Raw genomic sequence first — 20,675 nt, 5'->3', positions numbered from 1 at the left:
ATTGTCTGAATATCTTTATCCGCAACTTTTCGGTTTCGCACTCTTTTCGGTAGAACATATAAGCACACTACTTGTTATCACGACGTTAGCGGTCTGCCTGTTTCTTTTCAGGCAGACCTTTTTTACGCGCTATATTCTCGCAGCTGTTTTGCTGATTGGAGAGGCGGGGTATCAAATCGGCACGCTGATCGCGGGCACGTGGTCGGTGCGTGCGTCGCTTCCGCTTCAGGTAAGCGATGTTTCGGCGCTGCTTGCGGCAGTGATGCTCTTAACTCGGTCGCGGCGACTGTTCGCTATTTTGTATTTTGTCGGGATCGGCAGTGCGGTGCAGGCACTTGTGACCCCGGACCTTGGCGCGTCTTTTCCGCAGCTGCATTTTCTGCAATTTTTCGCAACGCATGGGGCAACGGTGCTCGCCTGTTTGTACATGGTTGCGGTTGAACGTGCGCGTCCGTCGTACCGCTCGCTGTGGTGGGCGGTGCTGTGGCTGAACGGGTATGCGGCAGTGATTTTTGTCGTCAATCGGCTGCTCGATGCGAACTATCTCTATTTAATGAAGAAACCCGGCGTCTCGGTACTGAATTGGCTCGGCCCGTGGCCATGGTACCTGCTCTGGGTCGAGGTGCTGGTACTCGTAGAATTTCATGTACTCTACTGGTTTGTGAAGAGGAGGGAAAGTTGGAAGAAATAGAGGGGAGCTATACTGTGTTTCATAAAACTTTCTAAAGAGGAAAAATAAGGCTTATTGTCGAAAGTAAAATCTATCAACTATTAGGGATGGTGTCTATTGATCGTAAAAAAAATTATATGTCCCCTGGCGAGTGATTGCTGACCAAGCGCTACTTGAACATCTTGAGAGCGGTCATCCGGCAAGGGCGAAAATCGAAGCTGATCTCGCCAAATATCAAGCCGGCTTTCGCGGCGAACAAAATTTAGCCTACTTCCTCGATACATTCCAGAAAGATGATTGGCACCTCTTTTATGCGCTCAAACTTAAAGATTGTCAAATCGACACGCTGCTTCTAACCCCGACGTTCATTTCACTTTTGGAATCGAAAAATTATGCTGGTGCGGTTCGTTTTGAGACAGACGGACAGTTCCTGCGCCGCGTCACCGATCGGTACGAAGGCTATCCCAATCCACTTCTACAAGTCGGCCGACACAGAGCGTTACTAAGGAAATGGCTTGCCAATTACGGCGTGCCCCAACTGTCGATTGAGGCTGATGTCTCGATCGCATTTCCGACAACGATTATCGAGAATCCAGGCCATTTACGACATGTTCAAGAACATGTATTCCATGCAGAACATGCCCCACTGAAAATCGAAAAATTAATGGGAAAATATAAGCACACCGGAAATCTCGCAAAATTTTTTCCTCAGGTTGAACAGTTATTGCTCCAAGAACATATCGATGAACCCCCTAATGTATTAACCCTATTCAATGTTCACCAATCAGAATTGCAGCGTGGTGTTTGCTGCGACAAGTGCCGTGCCTTCGACATGCAGCGTATTTATGCCAACTGGCTCTGCCCAAGGTGTGGAAATAAATCCAAAAACGCTCACATACCAATGATTCTCGACTATTTTCTCCTGCTTGGAAGCTCAATGACCAATAAACAATGTAGAGAGTTTTTGAGAGTTAATGATAGAAAACTCATTAGAAATTTGTTAATCAAGATGGAATTTTGGCCCAAAGGAAATGGTACCGGGCCAGGTCTTTACTATGAACGCCCATCTCATGAGTGGGCAGAAACAATCTACAAAAAATATAGACAAATAAAAAGACGTTAGACCGAACTCGAGAAAAATGAGAACGAAAAGCGTGAGTTAGACCGAACACATCAAAAACTAGACCGAATCATATAAAAGTTAGACCGAAAAGAGGAGGTTAGACCGAAGCCACGGAAAGTTAGACCGAACCCTTCAAGAGTTAGACTAAATCATATAAAAGTTAGACCGAACCATGGAAAATGAGACCGAATCATATAAAAGTTAGACCGTAAAGAGGAGGTTAGACCGAACCCATAGAAAGTTAGACCGACCCCTTCAAAAGTTAGACCGAACCGTTGGAAAGTTGAACTGAATGAGCCCCAAACTCCATCGAATCTATTATGAAGGAATTTTCCACAAAGAAAATTCCCACATCCTTATATAAAAAGAAAAATTTCCCACCAAACCACCTAATGCCCCACGAAAATTCTACCGCATCAGATAAACGCGTCGCTCCAGCCATCAAAGAGGACGCGTTTTTTTACGTTCGGATCAATTCCCACATTCTCGTTCCAAAAGAAGAACTTTCCAGCCCGCACCCAGCATGGAAAGTTCCCCACACCACAACAACGTAGCTCCCGAACGGATGAAGTGGGACGTGCCCCTGCTCGTCAACCCTTGTCCCCATTGACTTTTTGGCATATAACCGGAACTCGTTTAATAAGATGTTACAAACTCACATACGGGGTTTCGAGGTGAGCGCGGCGGGCTTGGAACGAGCATGATGCGTTGAATAAGTTCCGTTTCCTCCAAAGATTGTCTCATTTCGCATTCATGATTACAGGAGGCGAGTGGTGTGCACGATTACATCAAAGAGCGTACGATCAAGATTGGAAAGCATATCGTGGAGACAAAAAAGACGGTACGGGTAATAGCCAAGGAGTTCGGAGTGTCGAAAAGTACCGTTCACAAAGACTTGACGGAGCGGCTGCCGAACATCAATCCGGAACTGGCAAACGCAGTAAAAAACGTGCTCGATTATCATAAGTCAATCCGCCATCTTCGGGGAGGGGAGGCAACGCGACTGAAATATCAAAAAGATACCGAACAAGCAGTTCAGCACTAATTTAAGACCAATACTAAAAGAGATGATGCTTCAAATCCGAACGTCGGAAACCATTCGAATCGACCGGATGTAATATTTTTCGACACGACTCCCTGTTTGATTGAATTTGTGATAAAATGAAATAATGATTGATAAATATCCTGGATGTACTCCAGGTGTTTTGACAGGGAGGATTTGACGTGTTTTCAAGAGATATCGGAATTGATCTCGGTACGGCGAATGTACTGATTTATGTAAAAGGACAGGGCGTCGTTCTGAATGAACCGTCAGTAATCGCAATCGATACGGATACGAAACAAATGCTGGCAGTCGGTGAAGAAGCAAGACGAATGGTTGGACGTACGCCAGGCAATATTGTCGCGCTGCGTCCGCTCCGCGATGGCGTCATTGCAGATTTTGAAATCACAGAACTTATGCTGACGCATTTTATTGATAAAATTAATGTTAGAGGCTTCCTAAAAAAACCGAGAATCCTGATCTGCACACCGACCCATATCACATCGGTTGAGCAGAAAGCGATTCGCCAAGCTGCCGAACGAAGTGGTGGCAAGCAAGTCTACCTTGAGGAAGAACCAAAGGTAGCCGCAGTCGGCGCCGGCATGGACATTTTCCAGCCGAGCGGCAACATGGTCATCGATATCGGCGGCGGAACAACCGACATCGCCGTCCTCTCTATGGGCGATATTGTGACCTCCCAGTCCATTAAACTGGCGGGCGACAAATTCGACCAAGAGATCTTGAACTATATTAAGAAGCGATACAAACTGCTCATTGGTGAACGGACCGCAGAACAAATTAAAATAACCGTCGGCACCGTCTTCAAGAATGCACGCGACGAAAGCATGGATATCCGCGGCCGCGACATGGTGACCGGCCTTCCGAAAACGTTGACCGTTCATTCGAATGAAATCGAAGAAGCACTCGCCGATTCCGTCGGCACACTCGTCCGCGCGGCAAAGAACGTGCTCGAACAAACACCGCCGGAACTCTCCGCAGACATCATCGACCGCGGCGTCATTCTTACGGGCGGCGGCGCGCAGCTTCACGGCATCGACCAACTGCTCGCAAGCGAGCTGAAAGTGCCTGTCGTAGTGGCCGACAACCCGATGACCTGCGTCGTTGAAGGCGCCGGCAAAATGCTCGAACATCTGGATAAATTACCAAAGCGCAAAGCAAATTAACAGCTCTGCGCTTTTGCGCATCAAGAATAAGGACAAGTCGTTTTGTCAAAAGTGCGGCATCCGCCGCACCGGTTGGCGGCGTTTCAGCACTTCGTACGCAATTTTAGTGTGAGGCAAAATGTGCAGAAATTAAAACAGGCAGGTGAAGGACATTGATCAGAGGCTTGTATACATCGGCTGCAGGCATGATTGCCCAGCAGAGAAGACAGGAAACCTTGTCAAACAACTTGAACAACGTGGACACCCCCGGCTATAAAAGCGACCAGACGAAACTGCGCACGTTCCCGGAGCAGCTGATTAACCGGCTCGGCGGCGACATGACCGCCTCAACTGAGGTCGGCGACCTTGCAACCGGTGTGTATATGGATGAGGCAGTTCCCGATTTTTCACAGGGCACGGTCACGGAAACGGGAAAAGCGACCGACGTCGCGCTCATAACGTCGGCACTTCCGGTCAATCCGCAAACCGGCGCACAGGAAGGCGCTCTGCTCTTCAATGTCCGGACACCTGCCGGCGATGCGCGTTATACACGCAACGGCCATTTTACCTTGAGTCCGACCGGCTATCTGACCGATGACGTGGGCGATCAGGTAGTGAATACTGCCGGTCAGCCGATACAGCTCCCATCCGACCAATTCCAAGTAGCAGCCGATGGTACGATTACTTCCGGCGGAGCGAATTACGGACAAATCGGTGTCAGCTATGCGGCAAACACCAATCAGCTGGTCAAAGAAGGCAGCAGCCTGTTCCGTCTCGATGGTGGCGGCGCGCTGCCCGCGGCAAACGGAAACGGCCAGGTCAGTTTTAACGTGAAACAGGGATTTGTTGAAGGGTCCAATGTTCAGGCAGATCAGACCGTCACCGATATGATGGAATCGTACCGATCCTTTGAGGCAAACCAAAAGGTGCTGCAAATCATCGACGGCTCACTTGATAAAGCAGTGAATCAAGTCGGACGCATAAGCTAAATGAGGATGTTCGAAAAATCCGGGGAAAAGGTAATGAGGTCCTTTTTGTCCTCCTTTTCGAACAGATTTTAAAAAATATAGGGGCAGGTGAGTGTGATGCAGCGGCAAATGATGGCTTCGGCAGTAACTTTAGGACAGATTCAGCAGCAGCTTGCGACGGTTGCAGACAACATCGCGAACGTCAGCACGACCGGCTACAAAAGCAGGGACGCGAAGTTTACCGATCTGCTTTTTCAGCAAATCGACAACATGACCCCGGCTGATGCCGATCAGACGGACCAAACCAACCGATTGACTCCGTCCGGCATTCGTGACGGCTCCGGCGCGCGAATCGGCGATACGTCACTGGATCTTTCCATGGGCGCGATCCAACAGACCGATAATCCGCTCGACCTCGCCCTGACCGATGATCACCAATTTTTCACCGTAAATCATGGCGGCGCAACAGCATACACACGTGCCGGCGCCTTCAATACGCAGCCGGATCCTAATGATCCGAACACCCTGCGTCTGCTCACGAAAAGCGGCGACGCGGTGCTCGGCACAGACGGACAGCCGATCACGATTCCGGCGACTTACCATGATCTGCAGATCAGCAGTACCGGCGCGATATCGGTTGAGCTGGCAAATGGCGCGCGCGTAAACGCAGGACAGCTCGGACTGGTTACGATCAGCCGACCGCAATTGCTGGAGAACCAGGGCAACAGCCTCTACACCTTACCGAATTTAGCACAGCTCGGCATCGGTCTGAATGATGTGGTTCAGCCGGTTGCCGAAAATGCAGGCAGCGTGGCACAAGGCAAGCTGGAAAATTCAAACGTCGATCTGACCAAAGAAATGGCGGATCTGATTAATCTGCAGCACAATTATCAGCTGAACGCGCGATCAATTACGATCGGCGATCAGATGGCCGGTCTGGTCAACGGTCTGCTGCGTTAAGCGAGGAACACGTAATGGAAACGAACGAAAAGCTACATAATAAACCGAAAACAAGTCCGGAAACGAGAAAAGCGGCCCGAGCAGCACGACAAGAGGCACAAAAGGCCGAACGCAAAACGCCGGAAAAAGCAAACGAAGAACAAAAGCCGTTGTTTAACCCGTTCTTCGGTTACAAAAAGCGGCGCTTTCCGATCTGGCAGCGGCTGATCGCCTTGATCGCCCTCTGCGCGATCGCCCTTGCCGCCGGTGCAATGTTTGGTTATGGCGGGCTCGGTCATCGCAGCCCATTGGCAGTCTTTGAACCTGCTACTTGGCAGCACATTCTCGATTTCCTGAAAAGGGACTGATTGAAGGGAGGCGATCGTTTGTTAACGATCGACGAAATCAAAAAAATATTACCGCACCGCTATCCATTCCTGCTGGTCGACCGAGTCCTTGAAGTCGAAGACGGTAAAAAAGCGGTCGCTATTAAAAATGTTACGGTCAACGAACCGTTTTTCCAAGGCCATTTTCCGGATTATCCGGTCATGCCCGGAGTCCTGATTGTAGAGGCACTTGCTCAGGTCAGCGGCATCGCGGTACTTAGCCAAGGTAAGCAGGAGAACATGCTGACACTTTATGCCGGTATCGACAAATGCCGCTTCAAGCGTCAAGTACGACCCGGTGATCAGCTGAGACTAGAAGCAGAAATTCTTCGCTTCCGTGCCGGTTTCGCCAAAGCCAAAGGTGTCGCCACCGTTGACGGCGAAGTCGCCTGCGAAGCAGAAATGATGTTTGCCCTGAAAGCAGCAGAATAACGTTGAACATTCAGACGTCACGATTCGATCGGACGTCTGTTCTATTTTCACGGATTAATTGGAAGATATTTCTCTGGAAGTTTCCCAACCAGTCCTTTATACTGACAACACCTAAGCTCGCCGACCAACACCAGAAGGTAAAGAAAGAAGCATCAAGATTAGGAGTGAGTAAGTTGATGAATAAAGAGACAGAAGCAAGCTTAAGAAACTCGGGTGGTCAAAGATGAGTCAAGAACCTGACCTCTCCGTTAATTTTGCAGGGCTGACGCTGACCAGTCCGGTCATGCCCGCCTGCGGAACATTTGAGTTAACAAGTAAACCGGATTTCGACGCCAACCAAATCGGTGCGTTTATTCCGAAAAGTATTTCCATGAACAAACACAGCAAAGAGCAGGCTTCAAGCATTTTCGAGGCGGAGGGCAGCATGCTGAACTCCGTGACCTTTCAAAGCGAGGATATCGAATATTTTGAAGCACGCGTTTTGCCGGTGTATGAACCCTATCAACCGCCGCTGATCATCAATCTTTCCGGAGAAACCGTTGATGAATTCGCTCAGACTGCCGAAAAGTTAAACAAATGGGATAAGATTGCCGGCTTTGAAATCAATCTCTCTTGCCCGAATAGTGATGACAATCGACAAGTGTTCGGACTGCTCAGCGAGTCAACCTACAGCTTAATCCGCAAAATTCGAAACGTCACCGACAAGCCGCTGATTGCAAAATTGTCGCCGTCCGTCTCGCGTATTCAGGAAATTACACTCGCCGCTGAACAGGGCGGCGCGGATGCCTTTACCGTGGCGAACGCATATTCAGCCATGTCCATCGACATCAACACGCGCAAGCCGAAGCTAGGCAATGTCATCGGCACACTTTCAGGCTCAGCGATCAAGCCGCTGATTGTGCGCCTCATCTTTCAAGTGCACCAAATCAGCCATCTGCCGATCATCGGCAGCGGCGGTGTGATGACCGGCAGCGATGCAATTGAAATGCTGCTCGCCGGTGCTGCCGCAGTCCAGGTCGGGACCGCAAACTACCGCAATCCCGCCGCGATGATTGAAATCATCAACCAGATTCGCGACTATTTGATGCGCGAAGATATCCATTCCGTCTCCAGCCTGATCGGTCAAGTAGACCTCAGCTGATGCAGACAAAAAGCGCGGCCGGTGCCGCGCTTTTTTTGTTGCTTAAAAACTAGCTCAATGCTGTGTGAAATTGAATGATGACATAGCAAACCCCAATGCCCATGCACGACCAGGGACAAGGACCAGAACCCATGCCCGGAAAATGAGATTCAACGCACGAAATCCCTAAATCAATGCGCGAAAACCCGTCCAATGCATGAAAATACGATGCCAACGCACGAACCGGGGCCAGGATCCCCCCCATGCCCGAAATTCATGATCCAATGCACGATAATCATGGTTCAATGCGCGAAAACCCGAGTCCAATGCACGAAAATACGATGCCAACGCACGAACCGGGCTCAGGATCCCCCCATGCCCGAAACCAGTGATCCAATGCACGATAATCATGGTTCAATGCACGAAATCCCTAAATCAATGCGCGAACCCATGACGCCAACGCACGAACCGGGCTCAGGATCCCCCCCATGCCCGAAATTCATGATCCAATGCACGATAATCATGGTTCAATGCACGAAAAACCCCAATCAATGCACGAAAATACGACGCCAACGCACGAACCTGGGCCAGGATCCCCCCATGCCCGAAACCAGTGATCCAATGCACGATAATCATGGTTCAATGCACGAAAACCCGAGTCCAATGCACGAAAATACGATGCCAATGCACGAACCGGGCTCAGGATCCCCCCATGCCCGAAACCAGTGATCCAATGCACGATAATCATGGTTCAATGCGCGAAAACCCGAGTCCAATGCATGAAAATACGATGCCAATGCACGAACCGGGCTCAGGATCGCCCCCCATGCCCGAAATTCATGATCCAATGCACGATAATCATGGTTCAATGCGCGAAAACCCAAGTCCAATGCACGAAAATACGATGCCAACGCACGAACCAGGCTCAGGATCGCCCCCCATGCCCGAAATTCATGATCCAATGCACGATAATCATGGTTTGATGCGCGAAAACCCGAGTCCAATGCATGAAAATACGATGCCAACGCACGAACCGGGGAACTAGATCAGCACTATGCCCGAAATTCATGATCCAATGCACGATAATCATGGTTCAATGCGCGAAAACCCGAGTCCAATGCACGAAAATACGATGCCAACGCACGAACCAGGCTCAGGATCGCCCCCCATGCCCGAAACCAGTGATCCAATGCACGATAATCATGATCCAATGCACGATAATCATGGTTCAATGCACGAAAAACCCCAATCAATGCACGCCCCCCACTCCCAATGCACAAACTCAAGCATCTCAATTATGAAAAAATCGGGAATGCTGCTTAATTTAAATAAATCATATTGACAAACTGGGGATTAGGCCATATACTAACAGAACAATTCCATTTCTTATCGAGAGCGACGGAGGGAACTAGCCCGATGAAGTCCGACAACCAGCACCTAAGTGTATGGTGTTAAATCTAGCAGACTGCTCCGGCGGTACTGGAAGATAAGAGTCAACGATTACGCTCAGTAAAAGTTACTTTCTTATCGCGGAAAGTAGCTTTTTTAATTGAAACAGGAGCAATAAATCTCCCTTTAAGAAATTGGAATAATGGAAAAGAGGGAGGAACAAGATGAGTGAACATGTGGTTCAAAGATTCGGGCCTGAGTATTATTGCAATGAACCCGGCGCGTTTGAACAGCTGCCCGAAATTCTGAATGACAGGCGGTGGCATAACGTCTTACTGGTTCACGGACATCGATCATGGGAGGCAGCTAAGCCTTATCTCCCGCTGGACCAGCTTACCAACGTTGCTGAAGCTGTGCATCAAGGCGAATGCTCGGAAAGCGAAATGGAACGCATTAAGCAATTAAGCATTCAGCATTCAAGCGATGTCATCATTGGTGTCGGCGGTGGGAAAATTCTCGATACCGTCAAAGCGGTATCCGCGCGGCAATCCATTCCATGCGTGCTGCTGCCGACACTTGCCTCGAACTGTGCCAGTTTTACACCGATCAGCATCGTCTATAAAGAAGACGGCAGCCGGCTAGGAACGCTGAGGCATCGAAAGTCAAATAACGTTGTGCTTGTCGAGCCGAGAATCATCGCCGAAGCGCCAATCGAGGCGTTTCAGTCCGGTCTTGGTGACACGCTCGCCAAATGGTACGAAGCGCGCGTTCGTCTGAGTAAAATTCCGCAGGAAGAACGAAGCCTGCCGCTCCAACTGAGTTATGATTACGCCAAAACCTGTCGAGATACTGTTTTTGAAAACGGAAAGCAGGCGCTGGACGCTGTGAAAGAAAAGACAGCAACGCTTGCCCTTCAAAGGGTCATCGACACCATTTTCATCGCTGCCGGACTCGTCGGCGGATTAGCCGAAGCACATGGCCGAAGCGTCGGCGCACATGCGTTTTTTAACGCCTCGACCTTTCTCGGACTCGAAGCAGTCGCACCACATGGCACCTTGGTTGCCTATGGAATCCTGCTTCAGCTCGAACTCGAAAGCAAGCTGGCGGAACAAAAACAAGTCCTTGATCTGTATCAGGATCTCGGCCTGCCGACGAAGCTAGCTCAGGTCGGACTTTCACTCGGCAACGAGCAGCAGCTGAGCATCCTTGCCCGTCACATGACCGATTCGGACTCGCGCATTCACGAGCTGCCCTTTGACGTGACAGCAGAGCGCGTCCGGACGGCGATTGAAAAACTTGAGGCACGCGCGCAGCAGCACGCAGAAAAGGTGGAAACGACTCATGACTGAATTTGCAGCATCAGAGCGGTTGCAGGCACTTAAACCGAAATTTTTCGCCCAGCAAGCCAAAAAGATCAAGGCGCTGAAGGAAAAAGGCCTCGATGTCATCAATCTCGGCCGCGGGAATCCCGATCAGCCGACCTTTCCGGAAATCGTGAGCATCCTTCATCAAGCGTCGAAAGAAACGGCCAATCAAGGATATCCGCCCTACGGAGGCAAACAGAAGCTGAAGCAGGCGATCGCGGATTTTTATAAAAAAAATTATCAAGTCGATCTCGATCCGGACACCGAAATCGCCATATTTAACGGATCAATTGTCGCATTGACGGCGATCTCGCTGGCATTGCTCAATCCGGGCGACACAGCACTTGTTCCCGATCCGGCATTCGGAGGCTATGAGATCGGTGTCACAATGGCGGGAGCGCATGCGGCTTCTCTGCCGCTGCTTGAGGAAAATGATTTTCTGCCCGATTACACGCATGTCCCACAAGACGTGAGCGAAAAGGCAAAGCTATTGTTTCTTAATTACCCGAACAATCCGACCGGGGCTTCGGCAAATGCAGCCTTTTTCGAAAAAACCGTTGATTATGCAAAACAGAATAACCTTGCCGTTGTCCACGATTTCGCATACGGTGACATCGGATTCGAGGAAGAAGCGCCGCGCAGCTTTCTGCAGACGCCGGGGGCAAAGGACGCAGGCATTGAAATCTATACATTTTCGAAAACATTCAATATGGCGGGTTGGCGGGTTGCCTTCGCGGCAGGCAACGCGTCACTGATTAAGCATTTGAATCACTATTTGGTGAACAACGTCGGTGGCGTGTTCGGAGCCGTGCAGGATGCCGCGGCATTCGCTCTCGGCACTCAGGAACGTCAACGAGCCCAGTTGCGCGCGCTTTACCAATCACGCCGCGATTACTTAATCGAAGAATTAACCGCGCTCGGTTACCAAGTGTATCCGGCAAAAGGAACGTTTTTCCTATGGGTCAGGGTTCCTCAAGGCTTTTCTGCAACCCAATACTCAGAAAATCTATTAGATAACTTGGGAATTGCTGTTGTTCCCGGAACAGCATACGGCTCTTCCGGCGAATCCTATTTTCGAGTCAGTCTGGTTGTACCGCAATCGAGATTGCGGGCGGCCGTTGAACGGATCAAACAAAACCAATTAAAAATCAGGGGTGACATTACACGATGAAAAAATGGCTTGCAGGAGCATTAGCCGCACTTTTACTACTGAGCGTGGCCGGCTGCGGACAAAGCAGCGGTAAGGCAGAATCACAAGAAAAAATATTGCGCGTTGGTGCGACCGGACAGAGCTATCCGAACGCATACAAGGATGACAATGGGAAACTGACCGGCTACGATGTTGAAGTGCTGGAGACGATTGCGAAAAAGCTCGGCTATAAAGTGGAATGGCATCTGACAGCGTTCGACGGTGTGCTTGGTCAACTCGGCAGCGGTAAAATTGACACGGTCGCCAACGCATTTGAAGTGACTCCGGAACGAGCGAAGCAATATGATTTTACAACGCCGTACACCTACACAACAACCGCCATTGCCGTCAAGAAAGACAGCAAAATTCAATCGCTTAAAGACCTTGAGGGCAAAACAGTCGGTGGTGTCTCAGGTTCAAATAAAGTGGACATTTTAAATGACTACATTAAAAAAAATAAGCTGAATATCAAAGTGCGGATCTATGACACAAGAGAAGGGCCGCAAACCGATACACTCAAAGGTCAGGTCGCAGGCTATGTTCAGGCAGCATCCATTCTTCAAGCAACGATCAAGAAAAGCAATCTGTCACTGCGTGTGATTGACCAGCCGCTTGCTCATACACACATCAGCTTCCCGTTCTCAAAGAAATCGAAGAAAGAACAAGCACTGTTGAAAAAGTTTAACCAGCAGCTCAAGAAATTGAAAGAGGACGGAACGCTTGCCAAACTGTCCGATAAATATTTCGGCATTGATGTGACGAAAGCACAGCAGTAAATCTGAAAGACTTGCAATCTCTCAAAAGGAAAGGATCGTTAAATAATGAGTCAGACCTCGGAAACACAATTATTGGAACAGCAATTGATCGCATTCAGACATGACCTGCATCGCCATCCTGAGCTGTCCTTTGAAGAAGTTGAAACAACGAAGAAAATTAAAGCTGCATTGGAAGAAAAGAAGATCAAGATACTCAATCTTCCACTGAAAACCGGTGTGGTTGCAGAAGTATCCGGAAAAGAAGACGGACCGGTGATTGCTCTCCGTTCGGACATCGACGCATTGCCGATTCATGAGCAATCCGGCGTCGCCTTCACTTCGGAAAACGACGGCGTGATGCATGCCTGCGGCCATGACTTCCATACTTCAACGCTGCTTGGTACAGCCTATTTGCTGAAAGATCATGAAGATGAGCTCCAAGGAACTGTTCGTCTGATTTTTCAGCCGGGTGAAGAATCCGGACATGGTGCGGAGTCAGTTGTGAAAACCGGCGTGCTCGATGACGTCAAGGTGATTTTCGGCTTGCATAACGATCCGACATTAAAGGTTGGCGAAATCGGTTCGCGCCATCATGCACTGACCGCCGGTGTCGATCGTTTCGAAATCCATATTAACGCGAAGGGAGCACACGCTGCCCGCCCATATGAAGGCAAGGATCCGATCGTCATTCTCGCACAAGTCATCAATGTGTTTCAATCCATTGTCAGCCGCAACATCGCATCCACGGAAAACGCGGTCGTCAGTATCACTCAGGTACACGCCGGCAATACATGGAATGTCATCCCGGCCTCCGCATTTGTTGAAGGCACCGTGCGTACATTCAGCAAAGACGTACGCGCTTATATTCCCGAACGATTTCGGACGATCCTTAACGGAATCGCGGAAACCTTCGAATCAGAGATCGAACTCAAATGGTTCCCTGGCCCGCCGTCCGTTGAAAATGATCCGGAATGGACTGATTTTGCACTGGATGTTGCAGGCAAAGAAGGCTTAACACCAAAGCTTCTCGAACCGACCTCCATCGGTGAAGATTTTGCCTTTTATCAAGAAAGCTTGATCGGCGCTTTTGTCATGGTCGGCAGCGGCGGTCCCTATGCCTTGCACCATCCGAAATTCCGAGCCGATGATCACGCCATCTATCCGACATCGCGCTATTTTGAATCACTTGCCATTGAGGCATTGAAAAAACTAACGGCGTCGGTGTGAGAGGAGAGGGTAGCAATGGGAGCACACATCATTGATAATCGAATGGTCGGCGGCAGCTTCGGCACTACGGAGATGCGCCAAGTATGGGATGAAAAAAATCGCTTTCAAAAGCATCTTGACGTTGAAGCCGCGCTTGCATACGCTGAGGGCGAGGTTGGTTTAATTCCGGAGAAAGCGGCGAAAGCAATCGAGGCACATGCCGACGCGGATCATTACGATCTTGATGCGATCGCAGCACGAGTCGCCGAACTGCAGCATACGCTCATGCCGACGATTGAAGCGCTGCAGCATCAAAGCGGCGACTACGGTGAATTCGTTCACTATGGCGCAACAACCCAGGACATCGTTGACACCGGCACTGTTCTGCAGCTGAAGGAAGCGTTCACTATTGTCGAACGCGACACCAAGGCTGTTGCTCTCCTGCTTCGCGGCCTCGCCGAGAAGTATCGGAATACGCTCATGACTGGGCGCACGCACGGCGTTCAGGCGCTGCCGATTACCTTCGGCTTTAAATGCGCCATCTGGCTCGACGAATTACTGCGTCATCTCGATCGGCTCAAGGAAATCAAAGCACGCGTCCTGACCGGAAACATCAGCGGCGCAGTTGGCACCTATGCATCGTTCGACGGCAAAGGGCCGGAAATTGAGAAATTAGCATTAGAAAAGCTTGACTTGAACGTGCCGAACATTTGCTGGCAGTCCTCGCGTGACCGTTTTTCTGAGTATGCCTCTGTGATCGCACTGATCAGCGGTACTCTGGGTAAAATCGGCAATGAATTTTACTTGCTGATGCATACAGAAATCGACGAAATTGAAGAACCGTTCACAGCCGGCAAGGTCGGCTCGTCGACTATGCCGCATAAGCGCAACCCGAGCTCATGCGAGGGACTGGCCAGTCTGACACAGCCAGTGTTGCATGCAGCCGCGCTGATTCATCAATCACTGACCATGGAGCATGAGCGCGACGCGATGAGCTGGCGCGCCGAATGGATTGCACTGCCTGAATTGAATATCTACCTCTCCGCTCAGCTGCAGCTGGCTCAGGGGATTCTGAAAGGCTTGACGGTGCGTAAGGATAACATGCTGAAAAATCTCAAGCTGCAGCATGGCTTGATTTTATCGGAAAAAGTAATGTTCGAGCTGGGCAAGGAGGTTGGCAAACAAACCGCGCATCACCTTGTCTACACCTGCGCGATGACCGCCTTTGAACAGGAACGTCCGTTTGAGGATGTTCTGTGGGAGGAAGCGGAGATTCGTTCACGTTTCAGTAAAGAAGAAATTGATCACTGGCTCGACCCGGCACACTATCTCGGCAGTACGCAGACGGCAATCAACCGCGTCCTGCAGCGTGCCGACACCGTACTCGGTCGGCCGGTTCAGCAATAAAGGAGCGACAAGCATGACCTATATTTACCGAAAAGCGACGCTCGCCGACACGGACGCATACTATCGGCTCATTCATTCCGCCTATGCATCGATTCGCGAGCTCGGCATCCATTTTGCAGCAGCCACCGCAGATCGCGAGCAAATTGTTCGCCACTTGCGCGGCAATGCGGTCTACGTCATCGAGGAGGAGGGCGAACTTGTCTCCAGTCTGTCTCTTCGTTTTCCGTGGGGACCGAATCCCGGCCCATACGGATTGCCGCATATCGGCTGGTTCGCCACCGCACCGTCAAAGAAGAACTCCGGCTTGGGCAAGAACCTGCTTCACTGGGTTGAGGAAACAGTACTCATTCAGCAGCTGCATCTGCCCGCCGTGACGCTCGGCACGGCCGACAGCCATCCTTGGCTTGCCTCGATGTATGAATCGCTCGGCTTCGTTAAGGTCGGTACGGCTGATTTGAAAAAAGGGCACATCACCATTTATTTTCTGAAGGTGCTTGATCAGCAGCTCTATGAACAGTGGAGAAAAACGAACCCGCTGACTGTGTCCACACAACATTAAATCGACATGAACGGAAAAAGGGGAATTTTTTACTTATGAAGAAATTAGTTGCACTCACACTATCTATTCTCTTACTGCTTCCTATTGCTGCTTGCGGCAACGGGCAAAGCACAGGATCCGGCAATAAAACCATCACACTCGGAACAACCGGACAAAGCTACCCAAACAGCTATAAAGACGGCGATAACCTCGTTGGTTTTGATGTTGAAGTGGCCGAGACGATTGCGAAGCGTTTGAATTACAAAGTCAAATGGGTGACCGTTGACTTTGCAGGCTTGATCGGCCAATTGGACGGCAGTAAAATTGATTCGATTGCCAATGCAGTAGCAGTTACACCGGAACGCGCGGAAAAATATGCATTTTCAACGCCATATAGTTATTACGCGACACAGGTTGCAACGAATAAAGCAAATACACAGATTAAGAGTTTGAAAGACTTGGAAGGCAAAACGGTTGCGGGTGTCCTCGGATCAAACAACGTGAAGAGCCTGCAAGCCTACGATTCCAAAATTAAAATCAAGACCTATGAAACACGCGACGGAGCAATCAGTGACGCCGTGAAAAATCAGGTTGCCGGTTTCGTCAACACACGCCCGATCCTGAAGGCAACCATTGAAAAAAACAAACTGCCGTTAAAAATTATTGACGGAGCGGCAGCGGAAGATAAAGTTGCCTTTCCATTCCTTAAGAATGCCAAAGGCAAAAAGTTGCAGAAGGCTTTCGATAAGGAACTGAAAAAAATGCAGGAAGACGGCACACTCAAGAAAATTTCGGAAAAGTACTTCGATGAAGATATTACTGTTGAGAAGTAAAATGGACCTCGGCGGTATATCATGGGGACGGCTCATCGACGCCTTTAATGCGGCATGCATTGAAGAAGGTACTGCAATGCATTTTGGCGAGCACCTCGCGCACATTCGGTCCATTCAGACAGAAAGGAAGACAAAGACATCATGAATTTCGACTTTGGCTATATGCTTCGTGTTTTTCCATTGATTTTCAACTATATACCCATCACCTTGCTGCTTGCTGTGATATCGATGATCTTCGCCTGCCTGCTCGGACTGGTCATTGCGCTTGCACGTCAATCCAATCTGCCCGGCGTCAAGCAGCTTGCTATTGTCTATATCTCACTGTTTCGGGCGATGCCGACACTGGTCCTGCTTTTCATCATCTATTACGGCCTGCCGCAGCTCTTTCCATCATTGTCCGGGTTGAACGCAATGGTCGCGGCCATTATCGGCTTGAGCTTAAAGGAAGCATCTTTTCTTGCGGAAATCTTTCGCGCCGGACTCGATTCCGTGGATGAAGGGCAGCTCGAGGCGGGACTCGCCGTCGGCATCAGCAGATTCAAGATTTTCACCCATATCGTCCTGCCCCAGGCAGCGCTCAATGCTTTGCCCGGCACCGGTAACACCTTTGTATCGCTGATTAAGCAGACCTCGCTCGCGTTCACACTCGGCGTTACCGAGCTGTTCGCCGAAGGGAAAATGATCGCTTCAGCCTCGTTGAAATTTTTCGAGACCTACCTGGCAATCGGCCTCACCTATTGGATGCTTGTGATCATCTATTCCTGGCTGCAGAGCTATTTGGAAAAATGGCTTGGGAAACCATTGAGGAGGGCATAAAATGAGCATGATTAACGTACACAATCTGCACAAAAAATTTAAAGACAACGTCGTGTTGGACGGTATCGATTTCACGGTCGACGAAGGTGAAGTTGTCGCGATTATCGGCCCGTCCGGTTCCGGAAAATCAACCTTGCTGCGCTGTCTGAACCTGCTCGAACAGCCGGATCAAGGTGAAATCAAAATCGGCGAAGCAAGTCTGGGTGCGGAACATTATGGAAAAAAAGAGGTCGTCGCATTGCGCCAACAGACGGCCATGGTGTTTCAGCACTACAACCTGTTCCGTAATAAGACCGCACTGCAAAATGTGACCGCCGCACTGATCCTCGCCAAGAACATGAAGAAAAGTGAGGCAGAGCGTCTCGGATTGGAATTTCTCAAACAGGTCAATCTCGAAGATCAGCGTGACCAATATCCCGTCACGTTGTCCGGCGGTCAGCAGCAGCGCGTCAGTATCGCCCGCGCGCTCGCGGTGAATCCGAAAGCGATCCTGCTCGACGAACCGACCTCCGCGCTCGATCCCGAACTGGTCGACAGTGTATTACGTGTTCTCCGCAACCTTGCGGAAAAAAAGATGACCATGATTGTTGTCACCCACGAAATCGAATTTGCACGTGAAGTCGCCGACAAGGTCGTGTTCATGGCGGATGGCAAAATTATCGAACAAGGGGCACCGAACGATGTCCTTCGCTATTCAAAAAATGAGCGTACGCGACGTTTCCTGCAGCAACTTGACAAGCACAAAGAAGTACCGGTATAAGCCGTTGCATATTTCTTGCGCCTCGCCGCAGATTAAGTTAGCGTAAAAGTAACATCAAATTGGAGGGATCACCATGCCTACACTATCCGATACAGGCTTTCATTTCGGTTCCAAAGAAGCACCGCTGAAATTGACTGTGATGACCAACCTTGCCTGCCCGCACTGCGCAAACTATCTGAAAAACTATGAAACAGAGCTGCTTCCGGCCATCGAAAACAAGCAGCTTGAGCTCATTCTCAAGCCGTTTGATAAGCCGAAGGTCGGCCTGCTCAAGGGCAACCTGGTGCACCTGTTCCTCGACTACAAGGATCAGGCGAAAACCAACCCGATCATCCTGCAGCTGTTCAAGGATCAGGCAGAATGGAAAGCGCTCAACGACAGTGAAATCAAGACTTACCTGACCGACAACTATGGACTGACTGTGCAGCCAGACAACACAGAGTACAGCCTGACCATTACTCAGGAAGCGATTGCCTTCGACGCAACTTCCGTGCCGACCGCGCTGTTCAGCAAGAATGGATCAACGCCGATCAAAATCACGCAGGACGACCTGAACAAAGAATTAGAATCCGCACCTGCAATCTGATCTGCAACGAGTTAAGGCCGGGCCAACATATGCCCGGCCTTTTTCACAGGAAAAGAAAGTTTATCGTTTCGCCTTTGCCGGTACAACGATAGGGTCATAAGCTGTTGACTCCTAATCCGCACGGATCGGTTGTACGATCAAGTAAGCACCCAATCTTATAAATAGACGGAAAAATTACCCTTAATTAGAAAATGAACGAAAAAATAGCTTAAATAGACGGAGAAATTCCCCTTATCGAATCGAAAAACGTGAGAATGGAGAGTTTTGCTTTGCATAAGCGGAAAAATTACCCTTATTTACCGGTGTAACAAGCTCCATGGTGCATATAAGCGGAAAAATTACCCTTATTTACCGGCGAAACAAGCTCCATGGTGCATATAAGCGGAAAAATTACCCTTATTTACCGGCGAAACTAGCTCCATGGTGCATATAACCGGAAAATCTCCGCTTATTCTACTCGTTACTTAATTAAGGACCAGAACCTTAATGAAACAGAGGTAACAAACCACTGAACAATGCGCGCCTGCTTTACTCGATCCGAAAAAGTTCGAATCAAGCCGTTCGTTTATTTCAGAAGCGGACGGATCCGCCGAAAGAGGCGGATCTTCCGAATAGATCAGTTAATTTGCAAGGAGGACGGAACATGGACCATCAAACGGAAACAATTGTAAAGCTTATTCAATCTTCGGATCCGTTGCAGGATGATCAGGCGTTGGCAGCCGCGCGAACCGGACTCTCCGATTATATCGCGTCGTCGCTCGCCGCCGTTCAGGAATCAGCCGTTGCAAAGCTTCACGATTATGTTGCACGCGAACAGGGCCCGGCAACCTTAATCGGTGCCAATATATGGGTTACAGCACAGAACGCCGCTTTGTTTAACGGATTTCAAGCACATTACCTTGATTATGACGATACACATGCCGGCGTACGCGGACATCCGAGTGCGCCCATTTTGTCCGCGCTGCTTGCCGTATCTGATGCGGATACTATGGGCGATGAGTTCCTACGCGCTTATATCATTGGCGTCGAGATGATGGCCCGCCTTGGCGAATCCGTCAATCCCTATCACTATCTGCACGGATGGCACGCAACCGGAACATTCGGTGCAATCGCGGCCGCAGCAGCAATTGGCGCGCTTAAGCATCTGCCTAATACTCGGCTCGCGCAAGTACTCGGCATTGCAGCGACACAAAGTGCCGGGCTTCGTTTTCAGGTAGGCACAGCAGTTAAGCCGCTGCACGCAGGACTTGCGGCACGTGCGGCTGTTTTTGCTTATGAAGCGGTAGAAGAGGCGGGCATTGCCGGATCGACAGAGCTCTTTAATGAAGCAAACGGCTATTTTCGCGTCTATGGAACCGCCAATCCGGATATCGCCAAATGGAAGCAAACCTGGGGGAAACCTTGGCGAATCGTCTCGCCGGGGCTGTGGTTCAAGCGCTATACCTTCTGCTCGGCCGCGATGCAGGGCGCGGATGCAGCACAAAGCCTCTATCACGCCCATCGATTTAAAGCGTCCGATATTGCTCGCATCGATGTCTTTTTCCCGAAAAACGGTGACAGCGCATTGCTTGTTCGTGCACCGCAGACAGGTGAAGAGGGACGCTTCTGTATTGAATATATTGTTTGGCTTGCGTTAACCGGTCAGCCTTTGGAACGGGCTGCGTTCGCGCCAACACCGATCCCGGAGAAAACACGTGCCGAGCTGCTCAAAGTGCAACGCAATTACGATGATCCGGAATGGCAAGCATCCGAGAATGCGCAGCCGAAAGGCAGATACACGGCAGTCAAAGTGACCACCCGATCCGGCAAAATCTATTCGACGATTGTTGACCAGCCGAAGGGCAGTCCTGCCAATCCGCTATCTCAGCTTGAACACCAAACCAAGCTCAGCCAAGCATCCGAGAACGCGACCGACATCACCGCATTAATTAATCGACTGGAACATGAACCGCTCGGACCGCTTATCCGCTTGATTAATTGAAAAAAATG

General features: G+C 49.9%; 22 protein-coding genes and 1 riboswitch. Of the genes, 20 read left to right on the top strand and 2 right to left on the bottom strand.

Annotation, left to right across the window (positions count from 1 at the left end):
- Position 1: 1 nt before the first annotated feature.
- From NOM01_RS06245 to NOM01_RS06205, 9 genes are all read left to right on the top strand, one after another.
- Positions 2–691 carry a YwaF family protein gene (locus NOM01_RS06245; RefSeq protein WP_255747334.1) on the top strand — a complete coding sequence of 230 codons (690 nt, stop codon included), beginning with the start codon at positions 2–4 and terminating at the stop codon, positions 689–691.
- A 130-nt stretch (positions 692–821) separates the two neighbouring features.
- A complete protein-coding gene (locus NOM01_RS06240) occupies positions 822–1,793 on the top strand; it encodes a nuclease-related domain-containing protein (protein WP_255747333.1) in 972 nt (323 codons plus the stop codon).
- Between the two features lie 775 nt (positions 1,794–2,568).
- The gene (spoIIID, locus tag NOM01_RS06235) at positions 2,569–2,838 is read left to right on the top strand and encodes a sporulation transcriptional regulator SpoIIID (RefSeq protein ID WP_023509445.1); all 270 of its coding nucleotides are present in this window, start codon (positions 2,569–2,571) and stop codon (positions 2,836–2,838) included.
- Positions 2,839–3,017: 179 nt separating this feature from the next.
- Positions 3,018–4,019: a rod shape-determining protein gene (gene mreB, locus NOM01_RS06230; protein WP_255747332.1), complete on the top strand. Its 1,002-nt coding sequence runs from the start codon at positions 3,018–3,020 to the stop codon at positions 4,017–4,019.
- 152 nt (positions 4,020–4,171) lie between these two features.
- The gene (locus tag NOM01_RS06225) at positions 4,172–4,987 is read left to right on the top strand and encodes a flagellar hook-basal body protein (RefSeq protein WP_255747331.1); all 816 of its coding nucleotides are present in this window, start codon (positions 4,172–4,174) and stop codon (positions 4,985–4,987) included.
- Between the two features lie 96 nt (positions 4,988–5,083).
- A complete protein-coding gene (locus tag NOM01_RS06220; RefSeq protein WP_255747414.1) occupies positions 5,084–5,926 on the top strand; it encodes a flagellar hook-basal body protein in 843 nt (280 codons plus the stop codon).
- Positions 5,927–5,940: 14 nt separating this feature from the next.
- Positions 5,941–6,273, top strand: a complete 333-nt coding sequence (locus tag NOM01_RS06215; RefSeq protein ID WP_255747330.1) for a DNA-directed RNA polymerase subunit beta — start codon at positions 5,941–5,943, stop codon at positions 6,271–6,273.
- 18 nt (positions 6,274–6,291) lie between these two features.
- Positions 6,292–6,723 carry a 3-hydroxyacyl-ACP dehydratase FabZ gene (gene fabZ / locus NOM01_RS06210; protein WP_255747329.1) on the top strand — a complete coding sequence of 144 codons (432 nt, stop codon included), beginning with the start codon at positions 6,292–6,294 and terminating at the stop codon, positions 6,721–6,723.
- A 223-nt stretch (positions 6,724–6,946) separates the two neighbouring features.
- Entirely contained in the window at positions 6,947–7,864 is a 918-nt protein-coding gene (locus NOM01_RS06205; protein WP_255747328.1) for a dihydroorotate dehydrogenase, read from the top strand.
- A gap of 611 nt (positions 7,865–8,475) precedes the next feature.
- Here NOM01_RS06205 and NOM01_RS06200 read toward each other — a convergent pair.
- Positions 8,476–8,805 carry a hypothetical protein gene (locus NOM01_RS06200; RefSeq protein WP_255747327.1) on the bottom strand — a complete coding sequence of 110 codons (330 nt, stop codon included), beginning with the start codon at positions 8,803–8,805 and terminating at the stop codon, positions 8,476–8,478.
- 90 nt (positions 8,806–8,895) lie between these two features.
- Positions 8,896–9,096: a hypothetical protein gene (locus tag NOM01_RS06195; protein WP_255747326.1), complete on the bottom strand. Its 201-nt coding sequence runs from the start codon at positions 9,094–9,096 to the stop codon at positions 8,896–8,898.
- Positions 9,097–9,226: 130 nt separating this feature from the next.
- Positions 9,227–9,336, top strand: a riboswitch (SAM riboswitch).
- A gap of 120 nt (positions 9,337–9,456) precedes the next feature.
- On the opposite strand from NOM01_RS06195, the gene NOM01_RS06190 reads away from it, so the two are divergent.
- The 11 genes from NOM01_RS06190 to NOM01_RS06140 all read left to right on the top strand — a co-directional run bounded on the left by NOM01_RS06190 (position 9,457) and on the right by NOM01_RS06140 (position 20,667).
- On the top strand, positions 9,457–10,581 hold the full coding sequence (locus tag NOM01_RS06190; protein ID WP_255747325.1) for an iron-containing alcohol dehydrogenase family protein: 1,125 nt from the start codon (positions 9,457–9,459) through the stop codon (positions 10,579–10,581).
- Positions 10,574–11,767 carry an aminotransferase class I/II-fold pyridoxal phosphate-dependent enzyme gene (locus NOM01_RS06185; protein WP_255747323.1) on the top strand — a complete coding sequence of 398 codons (1,194 nt, stop codon included), beginning with the start codon at positions 10,574–10,576 and terminating at the stop codon, positions 11,765–11,767. The genes NOM01_RS06190 and NOM01_RS06185 overlap by 8 nt, the downstream gene beginning before the upstream one ends.
- Complete coding sequence (locus NOM01_RS06180) at positions 11,764–12,561, top strand: transporter substrate-binding domain-containing protein (protein WP_255747322.1); 798 nt, start codon at positions 11,764–11,766, stop codon at positions 12,559–12,561. The genes NOM01_RS06185 and NOM01_RS06180 overlap by 4 nt, the downstream gene beginning before the upstream one ends.
- Before the next feature lie 45 nt (positions 12,562–12,606).
- Positions 12,607–13,767, top strand: coding sequence for an amidohydrolase (locus NOM01_RS06175; protein WP_255747321.1), 1,161 nt, complete (start codon positions 12,607–12,609; stop codon positions 13,765–13,767).
- Between the two features lie 15 nt (positions 13,768–13,782).
- Positions 13,783–15,153 carry an adenylosuccinate lyase gene (gene purB, locus NOM01_RS06170; protein ID WP_255747320.1) on the top strand — a complete coding sequence of 457 codons (1,371 nt, stop codon included), beginning with the start codon at positions 13,783–13,785 and terminating at the stop codon, positions 15,151–15,153.
- A 13-nt stretch (positions 15,154–15,166) separates the two neighbouring features.
- On the top strand, positions 15,167–15,712 hold the full coding sequence (locus tag NOM01_RS06165) for a GNAT family N-acetyltransferase (RefSeq protein WP_255747319.1): 546 nt from the start codon (positions 15,167–15,169) through the stop codon (positions 15,710–15,712).
- Between the two features lie 35 nt (positions 15,713–15,747).
- On the top strand, positions 15,748–16,524 hold the full coding sequence (locus NOM01_RS06160; RefSeq protein WP_255747318.1) for a transporter substrate-binding domain-containing protein: 777 nt from the start codon (positions 15,748–15,750) through the stop codon (positions 16,522–16,524).
- Positions 16,525–16,665: 141 nt separating this feature from the next.
- Positions 16,666–17,340: an amino acid ABC transporter permease gene (locus tag NOM01_RS06155; protein WP_255747316.1), complete on the top strand. Its 675-nt coding sequence runs from the start codon at positions 16,666–16,668 to the stop codon at positions 17,338–17,340.
- 7 nt (positions 17,341–17,347) lie between these two features.
- On the top strand, positions 17,348–18,100 hold the full coding sequence (locus NOM01_RS06150; RefSeq protein WP_255747413.1) for an amino acid ABC transporter ATP-binding protein: 753 nt from the start codon (positions 17,348–17,350) through the stop codon (positions 18,098–18,100).
- Between the two features lie 73 nt (positions 18,101–18,173).
- Positions 18,174–18,686 carry a thioredoxin domain-containing protein gene (locus tag NOM01_RS06145; protein WP_255747314.1) on the top strand — a complete coding sequence of 171 codons (513 nt, stop codon included), beginning with the start codon at positions 18,174–18,176 and terminating at the stop codon, positions 18,684–18,686.
- 643 nt (positions 18,687–19,329) lie between these two features.
- Positions 19,330–20,667: an MmgE/PrpD family protein gene (locus NOM01_RS06140; protein WP_255747312.1), complete on the top strand. Its 1,338-nt coding sequence runs from the start codon at positions 19,330–19,332 to the stop codon at positions 20,665–20,667.
- Positions 20,668–20,675: the final 8 nt, after the last annotated feature.

The organism is Sporolactobacillus sp. STSJ-5, assembly GCF_024385605.1.
Lineage (GTDB): Bacteria > Bacillota > Bacilli > Bacillales > Sporolactobacillaceae > Sporolactobacillus.
The sequence above is the reverse complement of the archived record's forward strand: the minus strand, read 5'-3'. Positions and strand labels throughout refer to the sequence as shown.

Coding starts and splice junctions, on each gene's coding strand:
- NOM01_RS06155 (WP_255747316.1), top strand. CDS start 16,666: ATGAATTTCGACTTTGGCTATATGCTTCGTGTTTTTCCATTGATTTTC.
- purB (WP_255747320.1), top strand. CDS start 13,783: ATGGGAGCACACATCATTGATAATCGAATGGTCGGCGGCAGCTTCGGC.
- NOM01_RS06220 (WP_255747414.1), top strand. CDS start 5,084: ATGCAGCGGCAAATGATGGCTTCGGCAGTAACTTTAGGACAGATTCAG.
- NOM01_RS06205 (WP_255747328.1), top strand. CDS start 6,947: ATGAGTCAAGAACCTGACCTCTCCGTTAATTTTGCAGGGCTGACGCTG.
- NOM01_RS06160 (WP_255747318.1), top strand. CDS start 15,748: ATGAAGAAATTAGTTGCACTCACACTATCTATTCTCTTACTGCTTCCT.
- NOM01_RS06190 (WP_255747325.1), top strand. CDS start 9,457: ATGAGTGAACATGTGGTTCAAAGATTCGGGCCTGAGTATTATTGCAAT.
- NOM01_RS06215 (WP_255747330.1), top strand. CDS start 5,941: ATGGAAACGAACGAAAAGCTACATAATAAACCGAAAACAAGTCCGGAA.
- NOM01_RS06175 (WP_255747321.1), top strand. CDS start 12,607: ATGAGTCAGACCTCGGAAACACAATTATTGGAACAGCAATTGATCGCA.
- NOM01_RS06150 (WP_255747413.1), top strand. CDS start 17,348: ATGATTAACGTACACAATCTGCACAAAAAATTTAAAGACAACGTCGTG.
- NOM01_RS06185 (WP_255747323.1), top strand. CDS start 10,574: ATGACTGAATTTGCAGCATCAGAGCGGTTGCAGGCACTTAAACCGAAA.
- NOM01_RS06140 (WP_255747312.1), top strand. CDS start 19,330: ATGGACCATCAAACGGAAACAATTGTAAAGCTTATTCAATCTTCGGAT.
- NOM01_RS06145 (WP_255747314.1), top strand. CDS start 18,174: ATGCCTACACTATCCGATACAGGCTTTCATTTCGGTTCCAAAGAAGCA.
- NOM01_RS06165 (WP_255747319.1), top strand. CDS start 15,167: ATGACCTATATTTACCGAAAAGCGACGCTCGCCGACACGGACGCATAC.
- NOM01_RS06180 (WP_255747322.1), top strand. CDS start 11,764: ATGAAAAAATGGCTTGCAGGAGCATTAGCCGCACTTTTACTACTGAGC.